This window comes from Streptomyces liliifuscus, assembly GCF_016598615.1.
GTDB lineage: Bacteria > Actinomycetota > Actinomycetes > Streptomycetales > Streptomycetaceae > Streptomyces > Streptomyces liliifuscus.
In genome coordinates, this window is the sequence record NZ_CP066831.1 from 9,146,202 (window position 1) to 9,165,663 (window position 19,462).

The following is a 19,462-nucleotide window of genomic DNA, read 5'->3' on the forward strand; positions in this document are numbered from 1 at the left end:
CGAGAGTACGGGACCCGCCGACCGGCACAGGCGCGATCTCGCCGGTCCGCGCGCACACGAACTACTGGCCCACACGCCCCGGCTGCAGCACCTTCGTGAACAGCACCGAACCTCCCGTCGCCCGCAGACGGACCGTCAGTTCACCGCTGTCACCGTCGATGTCGACCTCGCCGAAGTACTGCGGGGACTCCATCGGCGAGACGTTCGCCGTCGTCGGCGCCTTGATGAAGACCCGGTCGGGGCCGAAGGTGCCGTCCAGCGCGTTGGCCGGGAAGCCGCCGGCGGCCAGGGGCCCGGAGACGAACTCCCAGAACGGCGCGAAGTCCTTGAAGGCCGCGCGCGACGGGTCGTAGTGCTGCGCCGAGGTGTAGTGCACGTCCGCCGTCAGCCACACCGTGCCGGTGATCCGGCGGTGCTTGACGAACCGCAGCAGCTCCGCGATCTGGAGCTCGCGGCCGAGCGGCGCGCCCGGGTCGCCCTGCGCGACGGCCTCGATGTCCGTCGCGCCGTCCGGCACGACCAGACCGAGCGGCATGTCCGAGGCGATCACCTTCCACACGGCGCGCGAGCGTGCCAGTTCACGCTTCAGCCAGACCAACTGCTCCGCGCCCAGGATGCCGTTGGTGTCGTCGGGCTGGCGGTCCGGAGAGTTGGCGTTGCGGAACGTACGCATGTCGAGCACGAACACGTCCAGCAGCGGACCGTGGTGCACGACGCGGTGCACCCGGCCGTCCTCGCCCGTGGACGGGAGCGTGGAGATCGGGAAGTACTCGCTGAACGCCTTGCGGGCGCGGGTGGCCAGCGTGTCGACGTCCTTCACCGTGTAGCGGGTGTCGGTGAGGATCTCGCCCGGGTACCAGTTGTTGACGACCTCGTGGTCGTCCCACTGGGTGATCGTCGGCACCTGGGCGTTGAACCGGCGTACGTTCTCGTCGAGCAGCGAGTAGCGGAAGTTGCCCCGGTACTCGGCGAGGGTCTCCGCGACCTTGGACTTCTCCTCGGTGGTGACGTTTCTCCAGACACGGCCGTCGGGGAGCGTCACGGACGCCGACAGGGGGCCGTCCGCGTAGATCGTGTCGCCGCTGCACAGGAAGAAGTCCGGGTTCAGTCGGCGCATCTCCTCGTACGCGTAGAGGCCGCCGATGTCCGGGTTGATGCCCCAGCCCTGGCCCACGATGTCCCCCGACCAGAGGAACCGGACGCCCTGGCGCCGCTTGGCGGGGGCGGTCCGGAAGGTGCCAGGTACGGGCTCACCGGTGCGGCGGTAGTCGTCCGGGTCGGCCAGCGTCACCCGGTAGTGGATCTGCTCGCCCGCCGGCAGACCGCGCAGCGGGACCGTACCCGTGAAGTCGGTGTCGGCGCCGAGGAGCGGGCCGTGCCACCGTTTCGGCCTGCGGAACGACTCGGTCGCGGAGGTCTCCACGATCATGCGCGCGGGGCGGTCGGAACGCACCCATACGAGGCCGGAGTTCGTGGTCACGTCGCCGGCCTGCACACCCCATTGCGCCTTCGGCCGACCCGACAGGGCGAACGCGGGGGCCATCCCTACGGAAGAGGGCAGGGCGAGCGCCGCCGACGCGGCGAGTGAGCCGCGCAGGACACTGCGGCGGCCGGGGAACGGGTTCGGCGGGCGGTGTGACATGGGACGCCTCCTGGGACGGGTTCGACCAGTGTGCAGGGCCAGACTTACTGGTGTGCCGCAGCGCGCACACAAACCACAAGTGAACAAACACGATCCGCTCCGCCGGGTTGGGCCGGGGCGGTGCGGTCGGACGACGACGTGCGGGTTGTGGGGGCTTGTCGCGCAGTTCCCCGCGCCCCTTCAGGCACGACGTGCGTGGGCATGTGCGGGACATCGTGGACTGAGCGCGCCGTTCCCCGCGCCCCTTACGGGGCGGCCCGCACCGCCTTCGCCATCAGATGTACGCCCTCTCGGATGCGTGTCGGTGGGACGTGGGCGTAGCCGAGTACCAGGCGCACCACGTCGTCCTCCGTCGGGGCGTGTGTGTAGGCCGTGAGGGGGCGGACGGTGATGCCGGCCGTGGCTGTTCGCTCCAGGAATTGGGCCTGCGGTCCGTAGCGGGCGGGCAGCGTGGCGATGACGTGGAGGCCGGCGGCGATGCCGGAGATCCGCGCGCCGGGAAAGTGGTCCTCCAGGGCCGCGACGAGCGTGTCGCGGCGCTCCTTGTACGCGCGCTGGCAGCGGCGGAGTTGGCGGTCGTAGTCGCCGCGTTCCACGAAGCGGGCGAGGAGGGCCTGGTCGACGACGGGATTGCCCAGGTCCATCGTGCGCTTGCGCTCGACGACCTCCTCGGCCAGCGCCGCCGGCACCAGCAGCCAGCCGAGCCGCAGCCCCGGCGCCAGGGACTTGCTGACCGACCCCGTGTACGCGACGTGCTCCGGATCGAGCCCCTGGAGGGCGCCGACAGGCGCCCGGTCGTACCGGAAGTCCCCGTCGTAGTCGTCCTCCACGACGAGCCCGTCCACGTCGCGTGCCCAGTCGAGGAGTTCCGCGCGGCGCCGCGCGGAGTACGCGATCCCCGACGGGAACTGGTGCGCCGGCGTCGTCACCACGGCCCGCACTCCCGACGCCCGGAGCGGCCCGGTGGCCAGCCCTTCGTCGTCCAGCGGCAGCGGTACGGTGCCGATGCCCGCCGACGCGTACAGCGTGCCGTGCTCCGGACTCGCGGGATCCTCCACGCCGACGGTGCGTATCCCGCGCGCGTGGAGCACGAATCCGAGCAGCGTCATCGCCTGTGCCACACCGGAGACGACCATCACCCGCTCCGGATCGGCGACCACTCCCCGGCGACGGGCCAGCAGCTCCGCGAGAGCCGTACGCAGTCGGGGCAGCCCGCGCGGATCCGGGTACCCCAGTGCGTGGTGCGGCAGTTCGGCGAGTACCCCGCGCTGCGCGGCCGACCAGGCCGCGCGCGGGAAGAGCGACAGGTCGGGTGTTCCGGGCAGGAAGTCGGCGCGGGCACCGGGGGAGCGGGGAGCGAGGTCCCGCGCGCGGGGGAGCGCGGCCCGCGCGGCCCCGCCGACCCACGTCCCGGCACCCCGGTCGCTGCGCAGATAGCCCTCCGCGGTCAGTTGCTCGTACGCCTCCGTGACCAGGCCCCGGGACACCCCGAGATCGGCGGCGAGTTCACGGCTGGACGGCAAACGGGTGCCGGGCGTCAGCCGCCCAGAACGGACCGCCTCACGCAGCGCGGCCTGCAGCGAACGGCCACGCGCGCGTGCCGGTGCCGAAGCGGCCGGCAGGAGCAGCTCCCACGCGGCGGCCCACCCCGCCGCTCCGGGCGCGTCCGGATTGGTCCCCGATGACGTCATGGAAGTGGACCTTAAACCGGACCGCCACCCTTCATAGCGTCACGAGCATGAACGCCACCACCACCCGAGGCGCCCTGCTCGCCGCCCTCGCCTGCGTCCTAGTCGGAGGCTCCTTCACCGCCAACAGCGTACTGGGCCACTACCCGTACGCGGGCGGCCAGTTCGTCCGCTACGGCCTCGCCTTTCTGCTGCTCCTGCCCCTGGTCGGACGGGGCGGCGCGGCACCCCTGCGCGCCCTGACACCCGCCCAGTGGACACGGCTCGCGCTGCTCGCTGCCGTCGGAATGGTCGGCTTCAACCTCGCCGTGATCGCGGCCGAACGCACCGCGGAACCCGCGGTACCGGGTGTCTTCGTAGGCTGCGCCCCGGTCGTCGTGGCCGTTCTCGTACCCCTTCTGGAGGGCCGTCGGCCCCAACGGATCGTCCTGTACGGGGCGTTGCTCGTGGCCTGCGGCGCCTTCGCCGTCCAGGGGTGGGGACGCGCCGACGGAGCCGGGATCGCCTTCTCCTTGTGCGCGCTCGTCGGAGAGGTCGGCTTCGCGGTGCTCGCCGTGCCCGTACTGCGGCCGCTCGGGCCCCGGCTGCTGTCCGCCACCGTGTGCGCGGTCGCGGCCGTGGAGTCGGCGGTGGCCGGGATGATCGTCGACGGCCGCGCCTGGCTGCGGACACCCGACACCACCGAGACCGCCGCCCTGCTGTGGCAGGCGGCGATCGTCACGGTCATCGGCTTCGTCTGCTGGTACATGGGCATGCAGCGCATCGGCGCGGAGCGCGCCACGCTCTTCTCCGGGCTCATCCCCGTCGCGGCGGCCTGCACGGCCCCGCTAGTCGGAACGGGCTCCTACGGGGCACCCCAGGCCGTCGGCAGCGCCCTGGTCGGTGCCGGAGTCGCCCTGGGATCGGGCGCGTTGGGCCGGTGGACGCGAGGCGGGTCAGCGGCTGCCGTCCAGGACGACCCGGGCGACCAGCGCCGGATCGTCGTTCATCGGGACGTGCCCACAGCCGGGCAGCCGCACCAGCCGGGCCCGCGGAATGATCTGCTTGGCCCGGATCCCCTGGCGGCGCACCAGAATCCGGTCCCTGGTGCCCCACGCGACGGTGACGGGAAGTCCGGGGACGTCGTCGGAGAACTGCACCGAGCCACCGGCCCTGAGCGTCTCGGCGAATCCCTGGGCGTTGGCCAGCGCGAGGGTCTCGGCGACGACCGCCTCGGGTGAACGGCGGCCCGGGCGAGCGTAGATGCTGCTGGTCAGTACGGTGCGCCCGGCCGCGGACCGGGACAGGCGCTCGACCATCGGCAGTGGCATGCTCCGCGCGGCCGCCCGCATCGCCTGCAGCAGACCGAACGCGTACCGCCGCTCGACGGGGGACCAGAACCCGGCGGGCGACAGCGCCGTGACGGACCGTACGAGCTTCTCTCGGCCCAGCTCCAGGGCGAGCAGCCCGCCCAGCGAGTTGCCCGCCACATGCGGCCGGTCGAGGTCCAGCGCCTCGCACAGCCCGCTGAGCGCGGCGTTCATCGTCGACAGGTCGTGGGCTAGTCCGTCCGGCAGCGCGGGCGACTCGCCGAAGCCGGGCAGATCCACCGCGATCACATCGCGTTCGGCAGCCAGGATGTCCACGACCGGGTCCCAGGCCTGCCGGTGGTGGCCTATCCCGTGCAGCAGCAGAAGCGGTTCGCCGCTGCCCACGCGCGCGTACGCGAGGGTCACGGTCCGCGGGCCGAGCGGAGAGGGGACGCTGAAGGAGACCGTGGCGGACATGGAGCTGCTCCTCGTCTGATGACCGGCTGACTCCTAGACAGCTTGTCAGCAATTGCTACCCGCGGGTAGCCCCCGGATGCCGTCAACCTCCCGGGCCTGCGGCCGTCAACCTCCCGGGCCTGCGGCCGTCAACCTCCCGGGCCTGCGGCCGTCAACCTCCCAGGCCTGCGGCCCTCAACGTCGTCCGCGTACCTCCCGATCGGTCCCGTACGCAGGCCACAGTGTGCGGGACCACCCGTTATTCGCCTGGACACGACCCGAGGCGTCGGGTTGGGATGGTGCCGTGGCTACCGACACCGTGACCGAGGTCTTCGAAGAGCACCGGCCCGTCCTGACGGGCGTCGCCTACCGCATGCTCGGCCGGGTGGCCGACGCCGAGGACGTGGTCCAGGAGGCGTGGCTGCGCTGGTCCGGCGGCGACCGCTCCGACGTACGCGAACCGCGCGCATACCTGGTGCGCGTGACGACACGGCTCGCCATCGACCGGCTGCGGCTCGCCCAGTCCCGCAAGGAGGCATATGTAGGGCCCTGGTTGCCCGAGCCGTACGTCACCGACTTCGGGGCCACCGTCCCCGACACGGCGGAGCGGGCGGTGCTCGCCGACTCCGTCTCCCTGGCCGTACTCGTCGTCCTGGAGTCCCTGTCGCCGCTGGAGCGCGCGGTGTTCGTGCTCCGGGAGGCCTTCGGCTATCCGTACGCGGACATCGCCGTCACGCTCGACCGCAGCGAGTCCGCGGTCCGGCAGCTCGCCGGGCGCGCGCGTCGGCACGTCGAGGAGAAGCGCCCGCGCTACGAGGTCGACCCCGCCGAACAACGCGATCTCACCGAACGGTTTCTCGCCGCCGCGACGGAGGGCGATTTCGACGGGTTGATGTCCCTGCTGGCCCCCGATGTACGCCTGGTGGGCGACAGCGGCGGCCGCGCCCAGGCGCCGCTGCGGGTCCTGGAGTCGGCCGACAAGGTGGGCCGTTTCATCGCCGGAATCTCGCGCAAGGGCATTGCGGACGCATCGTTCCGTTTCCTGGAGGTCAACGGCGGTCCCGCGCTCCTGGTGCTGTCCGGCGACAAGCCCGACAGCGTCCTCCAACTGGACGTCGTGAACGGCCGGATCCAGTGCGTCTACATCATCCGCAACCCTGAGAAGCTGCTGTCGCTCGCCGTCGACTGACGCGTTCCGCCCGGCCCGAGCCCCCGTCCACCAGGCGGGGGCTTTGCCTTTGTGTCATGAATACGGCGCATCGCGAACGCCGTATGAACGCTCTGTGTAAACACATCTGTGCGAGCTGTAACGGATCGAGGATTGGTCTTGACCAAGGGTTGGGGCCGCCATATGGTCGCAGGGATAGTGCAGGAACCTTTAATAAACAAGGGCGTTAAAAGCCGCCGGGACACGGCGATTGCGGAGGACACGGTGGGGACCACGCAGTTGGATACGGTGCCGGAGCCCAAGTACTGGCATCTCAAGACCGTGCTCAGCGAAGCACTGGACTCCGAGTTCTCGGTGGGCGAGGTCCTGCCCAACGAGCGTGATCTCGCGGCCCGGTTCGGCGTCGCAAGGGCCACGCTCCGCCAGGCCCTGGAGCAGCTCGAACTGGAAGGCCGGCTCCAGCGCCGCCGCGGCGTCGGCACGACCGTGGCGCCGCCACGCATGGGCGTGGCCGTCGGATCCGAGCAGCACACGTGGCCGGGCGCGGTCGGCGACGCCTGGCAGCTCGCGGACTGCACGCTGGCGGTCCCGCCCTCGGCGGTGGCCCGGGCCCTGGAGACCGAACCCGAGGAGCAGGTGCACATCGTGCGCCGCTCCCGGATGACACACGGTCAGCCCGTCGCCGCCGAACTGCTGTACATCCCGGCCTCGTCGGTACCCGACCTCTCCGGCATCGACGCGCCCTCGGGAGCCGCACGCGCGCGTGCCGTGCTGCGCGAGCTCCAGCGCCTCGGCCTGGAGAGCCAGGACCGCTCCGTGGAGCTGGGCTCGGCCCGCGCGGACGACGCCAAGGAACTCGACCGGCTCCCCGGCGCGCCCGTCCTCGTCGTCACCACCCGCTTCGTCGCCGAGGGAGGCACGGCCGCGGTCTCCGTCGCCACGTACCGTGCGGACACCTGCCGGCTGACGTTCGGGGACTCCGGCGGCGTGGAGATCCACCACGACCCCGAGCGCCGGGCCTCCTGACGCTCCTCCATCCGTACGCGTCGCGCCCCGGGACTCCGGGCCGCGACGCTTTCGGTTTCCCCCATCCCATCAGCGTCGTTCAGCGGCGTGCCGTCACGGTGCCCTCCACCGCGAAGAGCTGCTCCTCCACATGGTCGAGCGCCAGCCGCAGCGCGCCCGTCGCCACCGCGGCCTCGCCCAGGAGCGACAGCGTCACCCGGGGCGGCCGCAGACAGTAGCGGGCCAGCTCCTTGCGCAGCGGCTCCAGTACACCGTCGATGCCCGCCGCCCAGCCGCCGATCACCACGAGCTCGGGATCGAGTGCCAGGACGAGCGCGGCCACGTCGTGGACCAGACGCTGGATGAAGCGGTCGACGGCCGCCAGAGCCCGCTCGTCGCCCTCACGCGCGTGGGTGAACACCTCCGCGACGGCCTGCTCGTCCAGGGGATGCAGCGGCTCGTCCGTCGTGGACAGCAGCGTCTCCGGGGTGACCTCGCGGCCCAGCAGGTGGAGCGCGCCGATCTCGCCTGCCGCGCCCCCGAATCCTCGGTGCAGCCGCCCGCCGATCAGCGATCCGGCGCCCGGGCTCAGCCCGGCCAGCACGAACACCATGTCGTCGGACTCGGTGGCCGCGCCCTTCCAGTGCTCGGCGACCGCCGCCGCGTTGGCGTCGTTCTCGACCAGCACCGGACACTTGAAGGAACGGCGCAGCCGCTCGCCCAGCGGAAGCCCCGTCCACTCTGGCAGCGCCGTACCGAGGCGTACGGTGCCGTCGGCCTCCACTATCCCGGGCGAGGCCACGCCGACGGCCCGCAGGGAGCCCCGTGCGACCCCGGCGCGGCGCAGCAGCTCCGCGACGGCCGTACGCAGCCGTTCCAGCCGTTCGTCCGCCGACGCGGTCTCGCACACGTCCTTGGCGAGCGAGCCGAGAATCCGGCCGTCCAGGTCCGCGAGGAGCGCGGCGACGCGGTGCGGGCCGATCTCCAGGCCCAGCAGATGGCCCGCCTCCGCCCGGAAGCGGAACCGGCGCGCGGGCCGGCCCTGGCGCCGGGCAGCGCCCTCCTCGGCCGCCGTCTCGACGACCAGCCCGCCCTCGATCAGCCCCTCGACGACCCCCTCGACCGTGGGCCGGGACAGCCCGGTCACCCGGGTGATCTCGGTGAGCGTCGCGAACTCCGTGGCGCGCAGCGCGTGCAGCACCACCGCGGAGTTGATCCTCCGAAGCAGAGAGGGATCCCCGCCGGTCAACCGCCCCAACGTCCGTCCTCCCAGCTAGTGCGCGTGTTGGTTGGGCGGATCGTACTCGGCGCGGCGGCCTCCGGCGAGTGCCGGGGACTCTCTCCACGCCCCGGGGCCCGGATCGGCCGGGCGCCACGAACCCCGACCCGGACGCCGAGATCACCGCCTGCGCATGCTCCCGCACTCCCGCCCTCGCCGGTACGGCGCTGACGTGGGACTTCATCGTCCTGTTGCCGACGGCCGGCCACCCGGGCGCTCTCGCGGCGGTGACGGCGGGACGGGCGGTGGCCGTGCACCTGGCCGGAGCCCGGAGTCTTCGCCGTCGGGACGCGTGAACCGGAGCCCCCGTTGTCACCTGACGGGCCGCCAAATGTCAGTGGTGACCGCTTTACTGGACTTCATGACCACTGAGCGACACCTCGCCACGATCGACGAGCTGTGCGTCCGCGACTTCCCCGCGGCGCACGGTTGGTCGGACATCGGCGCGGGGGGACCCGGCTACCACTTGGTGGTGCTGGAGACGACGCATGGCTTTGGGACGGGTGACCAGTCGGAGCGGACGGAGATCGCGCACCAGTTCACCGCCTACAGAGACGGCGTCTCACAGAGGCTGAACGAGCGTTGGGGAGAAGCGCATCCCACGAGCCTGGACGGTGTCTTCCTGCGCTCCGAGGACCCGGAGGAGCAGATACCGAAGCCGTGGGCCTACCTCAGTGCCTACGTGAGATACGTGGACCTGTGGGAGGCCGACGGCACCGGACGCTGGGTGGCCGTGGGGGTCTCGGAGCCGAAGGAGGGGCTGGAGTTCCAACTCTTCGCGCTGGTCACGGAGTTGGCACCGCCATGACGAGTCCCTGAGTCGGCCCTGCCGTGACCCGTCACGCCTGCGCGGCCTCCCGCAACCGGCCGAACTCCTCCGCCATCGTCGCCGCCGTCCAGTGCGCGTTCAGACCACTGGGGTTGGGCAGCACCCACACGCGAGTCGAGCCGAACGTCCGCTCCTGCGGCCCGATCGCGGCCCTGCGGTCGTCGAAGGCGGCCCGGTAGGCGGTCACGCCCACCACGGCGAGCCACCGCGGCCGCAGCCGCTCCACCTTGGCGGCGAGCAGCCGACCGCCCTCCCGGTACTCGTCCGCGCTCAGCTCGTCCGCCCGTGCGGACGCCCGCGCGACCACATTGGTGATGCCGAGCCCGTACGAGAGCAACTCGCCCTGCTCCGACGGCTTCAGCAGCCGGGGCGTGAAGCCGGACAGATGCAGGACCGGCCAGAAGCGGTTGCCGGGGCGTGCGAAATGGTGGCCCGACGCGGCCGTCATGAGTCCGGGGTTGATACCGCAGAACAGCACCTGGAGACCGTCCGCGGCGACATCCGGTACGAGCCGGTCGCGGGCGGCCTCCAGTTCGGCGGGGGTGTACCGCGTCAGAGGATCGCCCCCGGCGTGTAACCCGCGGCCTCAGGGTGCTGCTTCACGATCTCCTCGATCCGGGCGACGACCGCGGCCACCTGGTCGGCGGCGGCACCCGTGAAGGACAGCTTGTCGGCCATCAGCGCGTCGAGCCCGGCGCGGTCCAGCGGGATGCGCTCGTCGGCGGCGAGCTTGTCGAGCAGTTCGTTGCGCTCGGCGCCCTGCTCGCGCATGGCGAGGGCGGAGGCGACGGCGTTCTCCTTGATGGCCTCGTGCGCGACCTCACGGCCGACGCCCGCGCGCACCGCGCCCATCAGCACCTTGGTCGTCGCGAGGAAGGGGAGATAGCGGTCCAGCTCACGCGCCACGACGGCCGGGAACGCGCCGAACTCGTCGAGCACGGTCAGGAACGTCTCCAGCAGACCGTCGAGCGCGAAGAACGCGTCCGGCAGCGCGACCCGGCGCACCACCGAGCAGGACACGTCGCCCTCGTTCCACTGGTCGCCCGCCAGCTCGCCCGTCATCGAGGCGTAGCCGCGCAGGATCACCATCAGGCCGTTGACGCGCTCGCAGGAGCGGGTGTTCATCTTGTGCGGCATCGCGGAGGAGCCGACCTGGCCGGGCTTGAAGCCCTCGGTGACCAGCTCGTGCCCGGCCATCAGCCGGATCGTCTTCGCGGTGGACGAGGGCGCCGCGGCCAGCTGCACCAGCGCCGTCACGACCTCGTAGTCGAGCGAGCGCGGGTAGACCTGGCCGACGGACGTGAACGCCTGCGAGAAGCCCAGGTGCCGGGCGATCCGCTGCTCCAGGTCCGCGAGCTTGGCCGCGTCCCCGCCCAGCAGGTCCAGCATGTCCTGGGCCGTGCCCACCGGACCCTTGATGCCGCGCAGCGGGTAGCGGGCGAGCAGCTCCTCGACCCGGCCGTACGCGACGAGCAGCTCGTCGGCCGCGGTCGCGAAACGCTTGCCGAGGGTCGTCGCCTGCGCCGCCACGTTGTGCGAGCGCCCCGCCATGACCAGCTCGCCGTACTCGCCGGCGAGCTTGCCCAGGCGGGCCAGGACGGCGACCGTTCGGTCGCGCATCAGCTCCAGGGAGAGCCGGATCTGCAGCTGCTCGACGTTCTCGGTGAGGTCCCGGGACGTCATGCCCTTGTGCACGTGCTCGTGCCCGGCGAGGTCGTTGAACTCCTCGATCCGCGCCTTCACGTCGTGCCGCGTGACCTTCTCGCGCTCGGCGATCGAGGCCAGGTCGACCTGGTCGAGCACGCGCTCGTAGTCGGCGAGCGCGGCCTCCGGCACCTCGATCCCGAGGTCCTTCTGGGCCCGCAGCACGGCGAGCCAGAGCTGACGCTCCAGCTTCACCTTCTGCTCGGGGGACCACAGCGTGGCGAGCTCGGCCGAGGCATAGCGGCCGGCGAGGACGTTCGGGATACGGGGCTTTGCGGGCGCAGTCACGTGTACGGAGTTTACCCGGCGTCCATGGAGGTCCCGGACCGTCCATACAGTCCAGAGAGCGCAGGTCGCGTGCACTCCGAACTGCGCTCTCCGGTGGGTCTGTGAGACGTGTGTGAGACGGCCGCCGCCGTCAGGACTCGACGGCCAGTACGATCCGGCGGACTTGCTGACGGGTGTAGCCCGTGGCCTCACAGATGTCCTTCTGCGCCACGCCATCCGCGTCGGCCTGCCTGATCGCCACCGCGAGCTCCTGTCGCAAGATCTCGGCTCGCTGCTCGGCATCTCTGAACCGCTTCGCCATCTGCGCCAGTGATCGCTTATCCACGGTCGCCAGGAGGATCGGCCTCAACCCCGCCGCCACGGCCCGGACCAAGCGGACCGTCGCCGGGCATGGCTGCACCAGTTCAAGCGGCTCCGAATCACCTACGAGCGGCGGGCGGATCTCCACCGGGGCTTCCTCGAACTGGCCTGCAGTCTGATATGCCTCCGGAGCGCAGCCAGCGGGTGAGAGGGTCGGACGGCCGCGAAGAGCATCAGGACGAGGGCGATGGCTCCGAATGCAGCGTGGGCGGTGACCACGGGCAGGTGGCACATCGAGGCTTACTGACCTCCCAGAACGGGAGAACGAGCCAGATGCGGCAACCACAGCATCGTCCGTACCCGGCCGGAGCGGAGGCCCGCCCCTACATCGCATCAGGGATGAACCGCTGCCTGCCGGCCATCGTTTCGCAGGCCTTTCGGAAGGTCCATCATGGGGTCCTGACAGTCGCCAGCCCGTCCCGTAAGCTTCCGACTACGGTGTGCCACCGTAGGGGGACATTGGGGGCTTTCGTGCTCGATGCGAAGCAGCATCAGGGCAAGTTCGGCGAAGACTACGTCCGTGTGCTGGCTTCTGCGGCAGGGCTGATCGTCCTGCAAGGCGATCTCGACGCGGACGGGGTCGACCTCGGGTTCCGCGCCACCGGCCGCTACGGACGGACGCTGTCACCCACTGTCGAGGCTCAGATCAAGACATGGTCGGCGCCGTTCGTGTCGTCCGGTCACCTGAACTACCGCGGGCTCAATGAGTGGCAGTTCAACAGGCTCGCCGGTCCCGACTTCACCGTGCCCCGGTTTCTGTTCGTCATCTGTGTCCCCGCCGACAACCAGGCGTACGCGGCCATGAGCACCGACGGTGTGATGCTCCGTCACCTCGGCTACTTCGTCTCGCTTCGCTGCGAGGAGCCGATCAAGGACCCCGACCGTCGCCGAAGGCGTCCGGTCAGAGTTCCGACAGCGAACGTGCTCACCGCCGCTTCACTGCGCCGGCTCGCCGAGACGCAGTCCGACTGGTAGGGGAACCGATGACGATTCCGCTGAAGGTCGACGACATCGCCAGTTATCTGGCGGAAACGGGCTGGGAGCGGGATCCGCAGGGCTGGCGCGGAGCGAGTGTGTGGCAACACCCGGGCGACTACGAGGTGTTGGTACCCGCTCGCGACGGCATGGGCGACAGCGACCGCCGATTACGGGAGATCCTGCGCTGTCTGTGCGCGCTGGAAGACCGGCCGGCGAGCGACATCGCCCTGGAGATCGCCAGACCGCAGCTGGACAAGCAGTCCTTCCGCACGTTTCCCGTCGGCCACGACCCCGGCTACACCTCGCTGCTGCTGGGTACGAAGACGGTGCTGGGTGTCCGCAACCTTCTGACGGCGGCGGCGCGCACCGTCGTGCAGGGTCCGCACTTCACCTTCGCCGGCCGGCAACCGGGCGTGGTGGGCGACCTCTTGCGCGCAGCCGAACTCGGCCCCTCCCGTGCCGGGAGCTACGTCGTCGAGATCCGGGTGGCGGCGGACGCGACGGTCCGAACCCCGAGCGGGGAGCAGGTCACCGGTCGGGCCGTGCTGGTCCAGATGCTTGAGGCGGTGAGCGCGGCCCAGGCAGCCGTGGCGGCGGACACGCCCGCCGCCTTCGACGAGACCGTCACGGCCGGCGTCTCCGCGGATCTGTGCAAGGCGCTCAGTGAACTCTCCGGCCACGACCGGAGCGAGCCCTTCGAGATCGGCTTCCGGTGGGCGCGCTCGCAGCCACTCGATGTGCCGTCACACGTCGTCGCGTTCCCGGAGACCTCCGGATCACTTCTGCGCGCCGCGTCCCTGCGGCTTCGCGGCCTCAACGCCACCGGTGCCGCCACGGTCTCCGGTGTGGTCGAGGGGTTGCACGACGACTCCTCCGGCATCGACCGGTGGCGGATCAAGGTCCGCGGTGAGCTGCGCACCGAGCACGCCGAACTGGTCGGGAAGGTCGTCTGGGTGCGGCTCCCGGACCAGGCCTCGTACGACCGTGCGATCACCGCGCATCGGGAACGGCAGGTGATCACCGTCATGGGCGAGTTGTCTAGCACGACCGGCCGGGTGGAATTGGTGCCCGGGCGGGGGTTCGACATCTGACCGGATTTCGGCTCATCGAGGAGGGGCACTGTGCCGACGGAGTTGACTGTACGGGATCATGCATCGCTGTTCGCCCTGATGGTGGTCGCACGGCCGGTGACCAACCGTGAACTGCGCGAACTCGCCGGACTGGAGATCACCGCGGCGGTGCGACGGCGAGTGAACGAGGATGCCGAGCGGATCGTGACCAGGAAGCCCGGTGCGGTCAACACGCACCAGCTCACGTCCGCGGGCCGGACCTGGTGCGAGTCCGCTCTGGTGGCCGGACGCCCGGACGGAGCGAAGTTTCCGGCCGGGGTGCTCTACGCGGTGCTGGACAACGTCGGACAGTACCTGGCCCGCTCCGGCACCAAGTTCGGCGAGTTCTTCCAGCCCGACGTCGAGGACTGGATCCGCGCGGTCTACACGGAACTCACCGTCCGCCGGAAACCGGGCAGCTGGGTCAGGCTGTCGGCGCTGCGCCCATGGCTGGAGAACCTGCCGCGAGGGGCCGTCGACGCCGAACTCGACCGGATGATCGAGCAGCCCGACGTACAGCTGATGGGCGAACTCAACCAGCGCACGCTCAGCGACGAGGACCGCAGAGCCGCCCTCGACATCGGCGGCGAACCCCGCCACCTGCTGCGGATCGGACCGGCGTGAACGGGGAACTCGCCGCCCTGGAGACGCTGTACATCAACACCGCGCTGACCCCGGAAGAAATCTGGACACCGGTGACCTCCTACCACGTCGACGGCCTTCATCCCGAGGTGTTCCGCCGGCTGGGGAGGGCGATCAGCGCCGTCGAGCGCGCCCACTCGCCGGTTGCGGCCGTGGTGCGTGGCGAGAGCGGTTCGGGCAAGACGCATCTGCTCGGCTGGACCCGCCACGAGATCCAGCAGCGCGGCGGCTCCTTCTTCTACATCAAGCTCGTCACCGGCCGGAACTTCTGGGAAAGCGCCGCTGACAGTCTCGTCGACAGTCTCTACCGGCAGGACGAGGGCGGCCAGGAACAACTCATCCGCCTCCTCGACGAGCTTGCGCGCCAGGCTCGCCTCGACACGGACACCCATACCGCCGTCACCGGCCGGCGCGAGTTGACGCGCGCCCATGTCGACGCGTTCGTTCGGGGGATCCGGAGCATCGACCGTCAGGTGGGCAACGAGGCCGCGGACACGGCCCGCGCGCTGGCGCTCATAGCCTCCACCGGCGATCCCGTGGAGATCGGCAGGGCCTACTTCGCGCTCAACGACGACGACGGGGACAAGCGTGCCGCCTGGGGGATGTCGCCGGGCGGGCGACAGGCCCAACTCGTCCTCCGCGATCTGACGCGCCTGTTCGCCCTGGCCGGACCGCTGGTGTTCGCCTTCGACCAGCTCGACACCCTGGTGTCCGCCGCGGAGACGTCGTCGCTGACGTCGGCCCCTTCCGGCGAGGGCCGGGCCGCGAAGCGGCTGAGCGGTGAGATCGCCAGCGGCTTGATGGAACTGCGGGAGGAAGCTCGCCGGACCCTGATGGTCGTGGCGTGCCACGAGGACACCTGGGAGCAGATTTCCCGGGAGGCGGTCCGGTCCGCCCTGGACCGGTTCGAGGTTCTGCCGACGCTCGGCGCGATTCCCGACGAGGCCACCGCCGCCGCCATCGTCAGCAGCCGCTTTCGGGCCTACTACGAAGAGGTGGGGTTCGCTCCGCGGTATCCCACCTGGCCGGTCACCTCCGCGGCGCTGGCCGAAGCCCCACACCGTTACACCGCACGGCGGCTGCTCATCCGGGTCCAGAAGCACATCGAGGCGTGTCTGCAGACCGGCACGGTGGCCGAACTGATCTCCTTGGCAGGCGCAGAGCCCACGGCAGCCGCACCGCCCGCACCGGCGAGGGCCGTCAACCTGAGCACCCTCACGGAGCACTTCGACAAGCTCCGTGCCGAAGCGGACGACCTCGGGCCGCTCGACCCCACGACCGAGGACGGGTTGATGCCCGCCCTGCTGGGCGCGGGGCTGCGGAGTCTGGTCAGGGAACTGGGCGCCGACGAGACGCGGTTCTCCATCGAGACCGACTTCGGCCGCAAGGCGGCGTTGCACGCCCGGTTGCGCTATGTCGTGGACGAGGCCAGCGAGAACGAATTCCACTGGTCCTTCCGGGCGATCGCCGCGAACAACGCCATCGCCGCCCAGAACCGGATCCGGAACGCGGCCGTGGAGGCCGGCCTGACGGCCGACCTGGCGAGCCGCCGGCTGATCCTGCTGCGGAACATGCCGTACCCGACCGGCCCCAAGACCAAGGGCATCAAGGACGACTTCGAGGCGCGGGGCGGCGTGTCGTTACCGATCGGCGCCGCCGACCTCCGGACCCTGGCCGCCCTCCAGGCCATGCTCGACGACCGTACGTCAGGCCTGGACGAATGGCTGCGACAGGAGCGCCCCGCTTCCCGCATCGAGGTCTTTGCGCCGGTGCTGGGAGACTTACGGCAGCATCTCGGCATCGCGACCACGGAAGTCGGCTCCAGGGTGGCGGCGGATGGGGCGGGCATACCGGAGGACGCCGAGCCCGCTCGTACCGAAATCGTCGTCGGAACCACGGTCCGGGGCGGCCGTTCGTTTGGGGTACCCATGGAACGACTCCGGATGCACACCGCGGTGGTGGGCGCGGCGGGATCGGGCAAGACGGTCCTGATCAAGCGACTTGTGGAGCAGTGCGCTCTGCGCGGCGTCTCGGCGATCGTGCTCGATCCGAACGATGACCTCGCACGGCTCGGCGACTCCTGGTCGCGCCCGCCGAAGGGTTGGACGGACGACCATGACCGCGAGGCACGACGCTATTTCGCGGATGTCGAAGTGGTGGTGTGGACACCGGGTCTGAACCGGGGACGTCCGATCTCCTTCCACCCGCTTCCCGATTTCGGTCCCGTCCTTGACGACGAGGACGACTTCCCCCGTCTGGTCAGGTCGACCGTGACCTCACTCGCGCCACATGCCGGTGTACGCGGCAGCAGTGCTCGCGCGACCCAACAGCTGGGGGTCCTCAAACGCGCCCTCGAACGGTACGCACGCGACGGCGGCAAGACCCTGGCCGGCTTCGTCGAGCTGCTCGCCGAGCCCCCGAGCGACATCGTGAACAGCCGGACCAGTCGCTTCGCGGTTCAGATGGCGGACACGCTGGAAGCCGCGATGGAGACCGACCCGCTGTTCGGGGAGTCCGGCGCACCCGCCGATCCCGGCATGCTCCTGATCCCGTCGCCGGGGAAGGCCGCCCGTATCTCGGTGATCAGCTTCATCGGACTGTCCGGTGACGGACCGGCCCAATTCGTCAGCCGCCTCCAGGCGACCTTGTTCTCATGGTTCAGGGCACACCCGGTCGGTGACCGTGCCCTGGGCGGGCTGCTGGTGATGGACGAGGCGCAGAACTTCGTGCCCTCCGGTGCATCGAATCCGAGTACGGAGAGCACGGTCGAACTCATCCGCCAGATACGCAAGTACGGACTCGGGATAGTCCTCGCCTCACAGCTCCCGAGGGGGATCCACAACCAGGCGCTGGGCAACACCGTGAACCAGTTCATCGGCCGACTCATAGGACCCGCCCACATCGAGGCCGCCCAGACCATGGCCCGGGCGCGGAACGCGGTTCTCGACAACCTCGCCGGTCTCAAGGCCGGCATGTTCAACGCCGCGAGCGAGGGAACCGGATTCAGCAAGATCGAGGTGCCGATCTGCCTCAGTCACCACGATGTGCCGCTCAAGGAGGACGAGATCGTCGAGCGAGCCCGCCGGGGTACCTGAGCGGTCGTGAGGTGGTGAGCGCGTCCTGGCCCGTACCGAAACCCTGACCTGCACAGATAGGGTCGCCATGGCGCTTGAGCCGTCATACCCCGCACGGGGTTGAAGGCGCGCTGGTCGAAAGTGTGTGTGGGGGTGTCACAAGCAGGGGAGCAGCCGGTGCAGGTTCTCGTCGATACGCTACGCAGGGATGGCGCTGTAGCCGAACATTAAGCCCACCGATCGGGGTACGGATCTGGCGACCATGTGGGAGAGCGGATCGACGGGGACCCTCATGGCCAGGGCCGCCCGACGCGCGATCGTCACGTCGAAGGCCTCGCCCTCTGGGTCCGTGGTGCCGACCGCCAGGGGAGCCGTGCCGTCGTGCAACAGGGCGGCGGTGTGCAAGCCAGCGGCCGGCGACCTGGACCTGGCCATCCTGACCTGCGTGCTGGCGGCTTCTTACATGCCTGGCAGCGGGCACAAGCGCGCTGCATCGGCCGCTGAGGACAGCCACTTGGAACTACAAACGCGCTATACCTGTGCCCCCGCAGAGCCTCTGTGTTGTCTTACGCTGGGGCCTTCCCTCCTGTCGTTGCGGAGTTGGCCACGAGGGTCGGTGAGCGTGCTGCGCCGATATGGAGTCGTACGCGCAGGGTCTCGGCGGAGATCGGCCGCTCGTGCTGTTGCCAGGGTTCGGAGTCTTCTCGCCGGGTCCGTGATCTCTTGCTTCTCCCAACCGATCCGAGGCCGCAGCACAGGCAGGGTGGCCGCTTCGTCCACGTGTAAGCCTCGCCGACAAGAAGGCCCGCCCGAAGGTATAGCCGTGGGCTATGACCGAGGTGCAGACGTTTATCCGAGGCATCGAGCGCGACCGCCTCAACGCCGCGCTACTGCTGTTCCTCATGGGCTTCCGGCCGGCCGAGGTCGTGGGGCTGCGCTGGAAGTACCTCGACCTGAAGTTGGCCACGCTGGAGATCGCTCGAACCCGCACGATGATCGGCAACGTCACCGTGCTGGAGAAGGACGCCAAGGCCGAGGCGGGTGAACGAGCGCTACCCCTGCCCGGCTCCGTACTGACGCCTTGCAGAGGTTCCGCACGCTCCAAGGCCGAGAGAAGCTCGCAGTTGGGGAGGGCTACACCGACTCGGGGTACGTCGTCGTCGACCAGATGGGGATACCGAGGAACACGCGGCACCTGCGCGAGCACGCCTGGGACAGCTTCCACGGGGGCGATCAAAAAAACGTGTGTGAGAAATAATCTTCTAGGAGATCTCCCACATGGCATCTGACCAGCAGATATCTAAAACAGCGTTGAATCTTGGACGGATTCTACTGGCGGTTCCTGCAGGCCAGCGCCACGGCCCCGTTTGTCGGAAGCTACGAGAGCGTGGCGCGCTGCCGGGAGGCGGCCCGCGGTGGTCCACGGATTCCGCCCCGGCGGTCCACGGCTCTGCCCTTGCGGTCTACGATCCCGCGTCGGCCAGCTCCGCCAGGATGTCGCCGTGGCACAGCTCCGGCGCACACCAGCAGGCCAGCGTCCTGTCGCGCAGCTCCGGCACCAGGGCGAGCAGTTCGGGGTGTTCGAGGAGGTACGACCGGTACTTGGCCATCACCTCGGCGCGGGTGCCGTCGCGCTTCCTGGTGGCGGTGTCGTAGGCGAACGGGTTGTAGAGCGGGTGCTGGGGGAGGTCCCAGTGCCCCATGGTCCAGCGGCGGCCGACATACACGAGGTCCGACGGGGCGTCCTCCAGGCGGGGGCCGAAGTCGTGGATGCGGCCCTTGAGGTTGATGACGGTGGTGGTCACTGCGGACTCCGTTCCCTTGGCGCGGCTCGCGGGGCGGCGAGCCCGATCATGCGCCGAACGGGCCGCCCACGCCACCGGCCACACACGCCACCGGCCGACGGCCCGCCTGACGCCGCGAAGGGCCCGGGGTCACCCGCACTCTGCGC

16 protein-coding genes and 2 pseudogenes are annotated in these 19,462 nt (G+C 70.3%); 11 read left to right on the forward strand and 7 right to left on the reverse strand.

The genetic code is table 11. The features are described from left to right. Positions 1-61: 61 nt before the first annotated feature. Complete coding sequence (locus tag JEQ17_RS39510; protein ID WP_200399719.1) at positions 62-1,642, reverse strand: alkaline phosphatase D family protein; 1,581 nt, start codon at positions 1,640-1,642, stop codon at positions 62-64. A gap of 245 nt (positions 1,643-1,887) precedes the next feature. Continuing rightward, the gene (pdxR, locus tag JEQ17_RS39515) at positions 1,888-3,333 is read right to left on the reverse strand and encodes a MocR-like pyridoxine biosynthesis transcription factor PdxR (protein WP_200399720.1); all 1,446 of its coding nucleotides are present in this window, start codon (positions 3,331-3,333) and stop codon (positions 1,888-1,890) included. 47 nt (positions 3,334-3,380) lie between these two features. On the opposite strand from pdxR, the pseudogene JEQ17_RS39520 reads away from it, so the two are divergent. Then, positions 3,381-4,169: pseudogene (locus JEQ17_RS39520) on the forward strand (EamA family transporter); the annotation flags it as partial. Between the two features lie 96 nt (positions 4,170-4,265). Here JEQ17_RS39520 and JEQ17_RS39525 read toward each other — a convergent pair. Beyond that, complete coding sequence (locus JEQ17_RS39525) at positions 4,266-5,096, reverse strand: alpha/beta fold hydrolase (RefSeq protein ID WP_200399721.1); 831 nt, start codon at positions 5,094-5,096, stop codon at positions 4,266-4,268. A gap of 283 nt (positions 5,097-5,379) precedes the next feature. Between JEQ17_RS39525 and JEQ17_RS39530 the strand changes: the two genes are divergently transcribed. Both JEQ17_RS39530 and JEQ17_RS39535 read left to right on the forward strand, forming a co-directional pair. Then, positions 5,380-6,264 carry an RNA polymerase sigma-70 factor gene (locus JEQ17_RS39530; protein ID WP_200399722.1) on the forward strand — a complete coding sequence of 295 codons (885 nt, stop codon included), beginning with the start codon at positions 5,380-5,382 and terminating at the stop codon, positions 6,262-6,264. A 243-nt stretch (positions 6,265-6,507) separates the two neighbouring features. Next, positions 6,508-7,269 carry a GntR family transcriptional regulator gene (locus tag JEQ17_RS39535; protein ID WP_200399723.1) on the forward strand — a complete coding sequence of 254 codons (762 nt, stop codon included), beginning with the start codon at positions 6,508-6,510 and terminating at the stop codon, positions 7,267-7,269. Between the two features lie 79 nt (positions 7,270-7,348). Here JEQ17_RS39535 and JEQ17_RS39540 read toward each other — a convergent pair whose 3' ends face one another. Beyond that, entirely contained in the window at positions 7,349-8,506 is a 1,158-nt protein-coding gene (locus JEQ17_RS39540) for an ROK family transcriptional regulator (protein WP_200399724.1), read from the reverse strand. A 68-nt stretch (positions 8,507-8,574) separates the two neighbouring features. Here JEQ17_RS39540 and JEQ17_RS39545 point away from each other — a divergent pair, with 68 nt between their 5' ends. Next, entirely contained in the window at positions 8,575-8,823 is a 249-nt protein-coding gene (locus JEQ17_RS39545) for a hypothetical protein (RefSeq protein ID WP_200399725.1), read from the forward strand. A gap of 65 nt (positions 8,824-8,888) precedes the next feature. Beyond that, positions 8,889-9,335: a hypothetical protein gene (locus JEQ17_RS39550; RefSeq protein WP_200399726.1), complete on the forward strand. Its 447-nt coding sequence runs from the start codon at positions 8,889-8,891 to the stop codon at positions 9,333-9,335. Positions 9,336-9,366: 31 nt separating this feature from the next. On the opposite strand, the gene mug is transcribed toward JEQ17_RS39550, so the two are convergent. Both mug and purB read right to left on the reverse strand, forming a co-directional pair. Next, entirely contained in the window at positions 9,367-9,912 is a 546-nt protein-coding gene (gene mug / locus JEQ17_RS39555) for a G/U mismatch-specific DNA glycosylase (RefSeq protein WP_200401955.1), read from the reverse strand. After that, positions 9,909-11,348, reverse strand: coding sequence for an adenylosuccinate lyase (gene purB, locus JEQ17_RS39560; RefSeq protein ID WP_200399727.1), 1,440 nt, complete (start codon positions 11,346-11,348; stop codon positions 9,909-9,911). The genes mug and purB overlap by 4 nt, the downstream gene beginning before the upstream one ends. A 376-nt stretch (positions 11,349-11,724) precedes the next feature. Between purB and JEQ17_RS39565 the strand changes: the two are divergent. The 6 genes and pseudogenes from JEQ17_RS39565 to JEQ17_RS39590 form a co-directional block, all read left to right on the forward strand. After that, positions 11,725-11,856: pseudogene (locus JEQ17_RS39565) on the forward strand (IS5/IS1182 family transposase); the annotation flags it as partial. Positions 11,857-12,179: 323 nt separating this feature from the next. Then, entirely contained in the window at positions 12,180-12,683 is a 504-nt protein-coding gene (locus JEQ17_RS39570; RefSeq protein WP_200399728.1) for a DUF4365 domain-containing protein, read from the forward strand. 8 nt (positions 12,684-12,691) lie between these two features. Continuing rightward, positions 12,692-13,777 (forward strand): hypothetical protein, encoded by a 1,086-nt coding sequence (locus JEQ17_RS39575; RefSeq protein WP_200399729.1) that lies wholly within the window; start codon positions 12,692-12,694, stop codon positions 13,775-13,777. Between the two features lie 96 nt (positions 13,778-13,873). After that, positions 13,874-14,419: a hypothetical protein gene (locus JEQ17_RS39580; RefSeq protein WP_234048533.1), complete on the forward strand. Its 546-nt coding sequence runs from the start codon at positions 13,874-13,876 to the stop codon at positions 14,417-14,419. Continuing rightward, the gene (locus JEQ17_RS39585) at positions 14,416-17,532 is read left to right on the forward strand and encodes a helicase HerA domain-containing protein (RefSeq protein ID WP_200399731.1); all 3,117 of its coding nucleotides are present in this window, start codon (positions 14,416-14,418) and stop codon (positions 17,530-17,532) included. Before JEQ17_RS39580 ends, JEQ17_RS39585 begins: the two co-directional genes overlap by 4 nt. Before the next feature lie 809 nt (positions 17,533-18,341). Continuing rightward, on the forward strand, positions 18,342-18,800 hold the full coding sequence (locus tag JEQ17_RS39590; protein WP_200399732.1) for a site-specific integrase: 459 nt from the start codon (positions 18,342-18,344) through the stop codon (positions 18,798-18,800). A gap of 174 nt (positions 18,801-18,974) precedes the next feature. On the opposite strand, the gene JEQ17_RS39595 is transcribed toward JEQ17_RS39590, so the two are convergent. Then, on the reverse strand, positions 18,975-19,316 hold the full coding sequence (locus tag JEQ17_RS39595; protein ID WP_200399733.1) for a DUF4326 domain-containing protein: 342 nt from the start codon (positions 19,314-19,316) through the stop codon (positions 18,975-18,977). Positions 19,317-19,462 lie beyond the last annotated feature (146 nt).

Coding starts and splice junctions, on each gene's coding strand:
- JEQ17_RS39525 (WP_200399721.1), bottom strand. CDS start 5,096: ATGTCCGCCACGGTCTCCTTCAGCGTCCCCTCTCCGCTCGGCCCGCGG.
- JEQ17_RS39590 (WP_200399732.1), top strand. CDS start 18,342: ATGACCGAGGTGCAGACGTTTATCCGAGGCATCGAGCGCGACCGCCTC.
- JEQ17_RS39550 (WP_200399726.1), top strand. CDS start 8,889: ATGACCACTGAGCGACACCTCGCCACGATCGACGAGCTGTGCGTCCGC.
- JEQ17_RS39510 (WP_200399719.1), bottom strand. CDS start 1,642: ATGTCACACCGCCCGCCGAACCCGTTCCCCGGCCGCCGCAGTGTCCTG.
- pdxR (WP_200399720.1), bottom strand. CDS start 3,333: ATGACGTCATCGGGGACCAATCCGGACGCGCCCGGAGCGGCGGGGTGG.
- JEQ17_RS39575 (WP_200399729.1), top strand. CDS start 12,692: ATGACGATTCCGCTGAAGGTCGACGACATCGCCAGTTATCTGGCGGAA.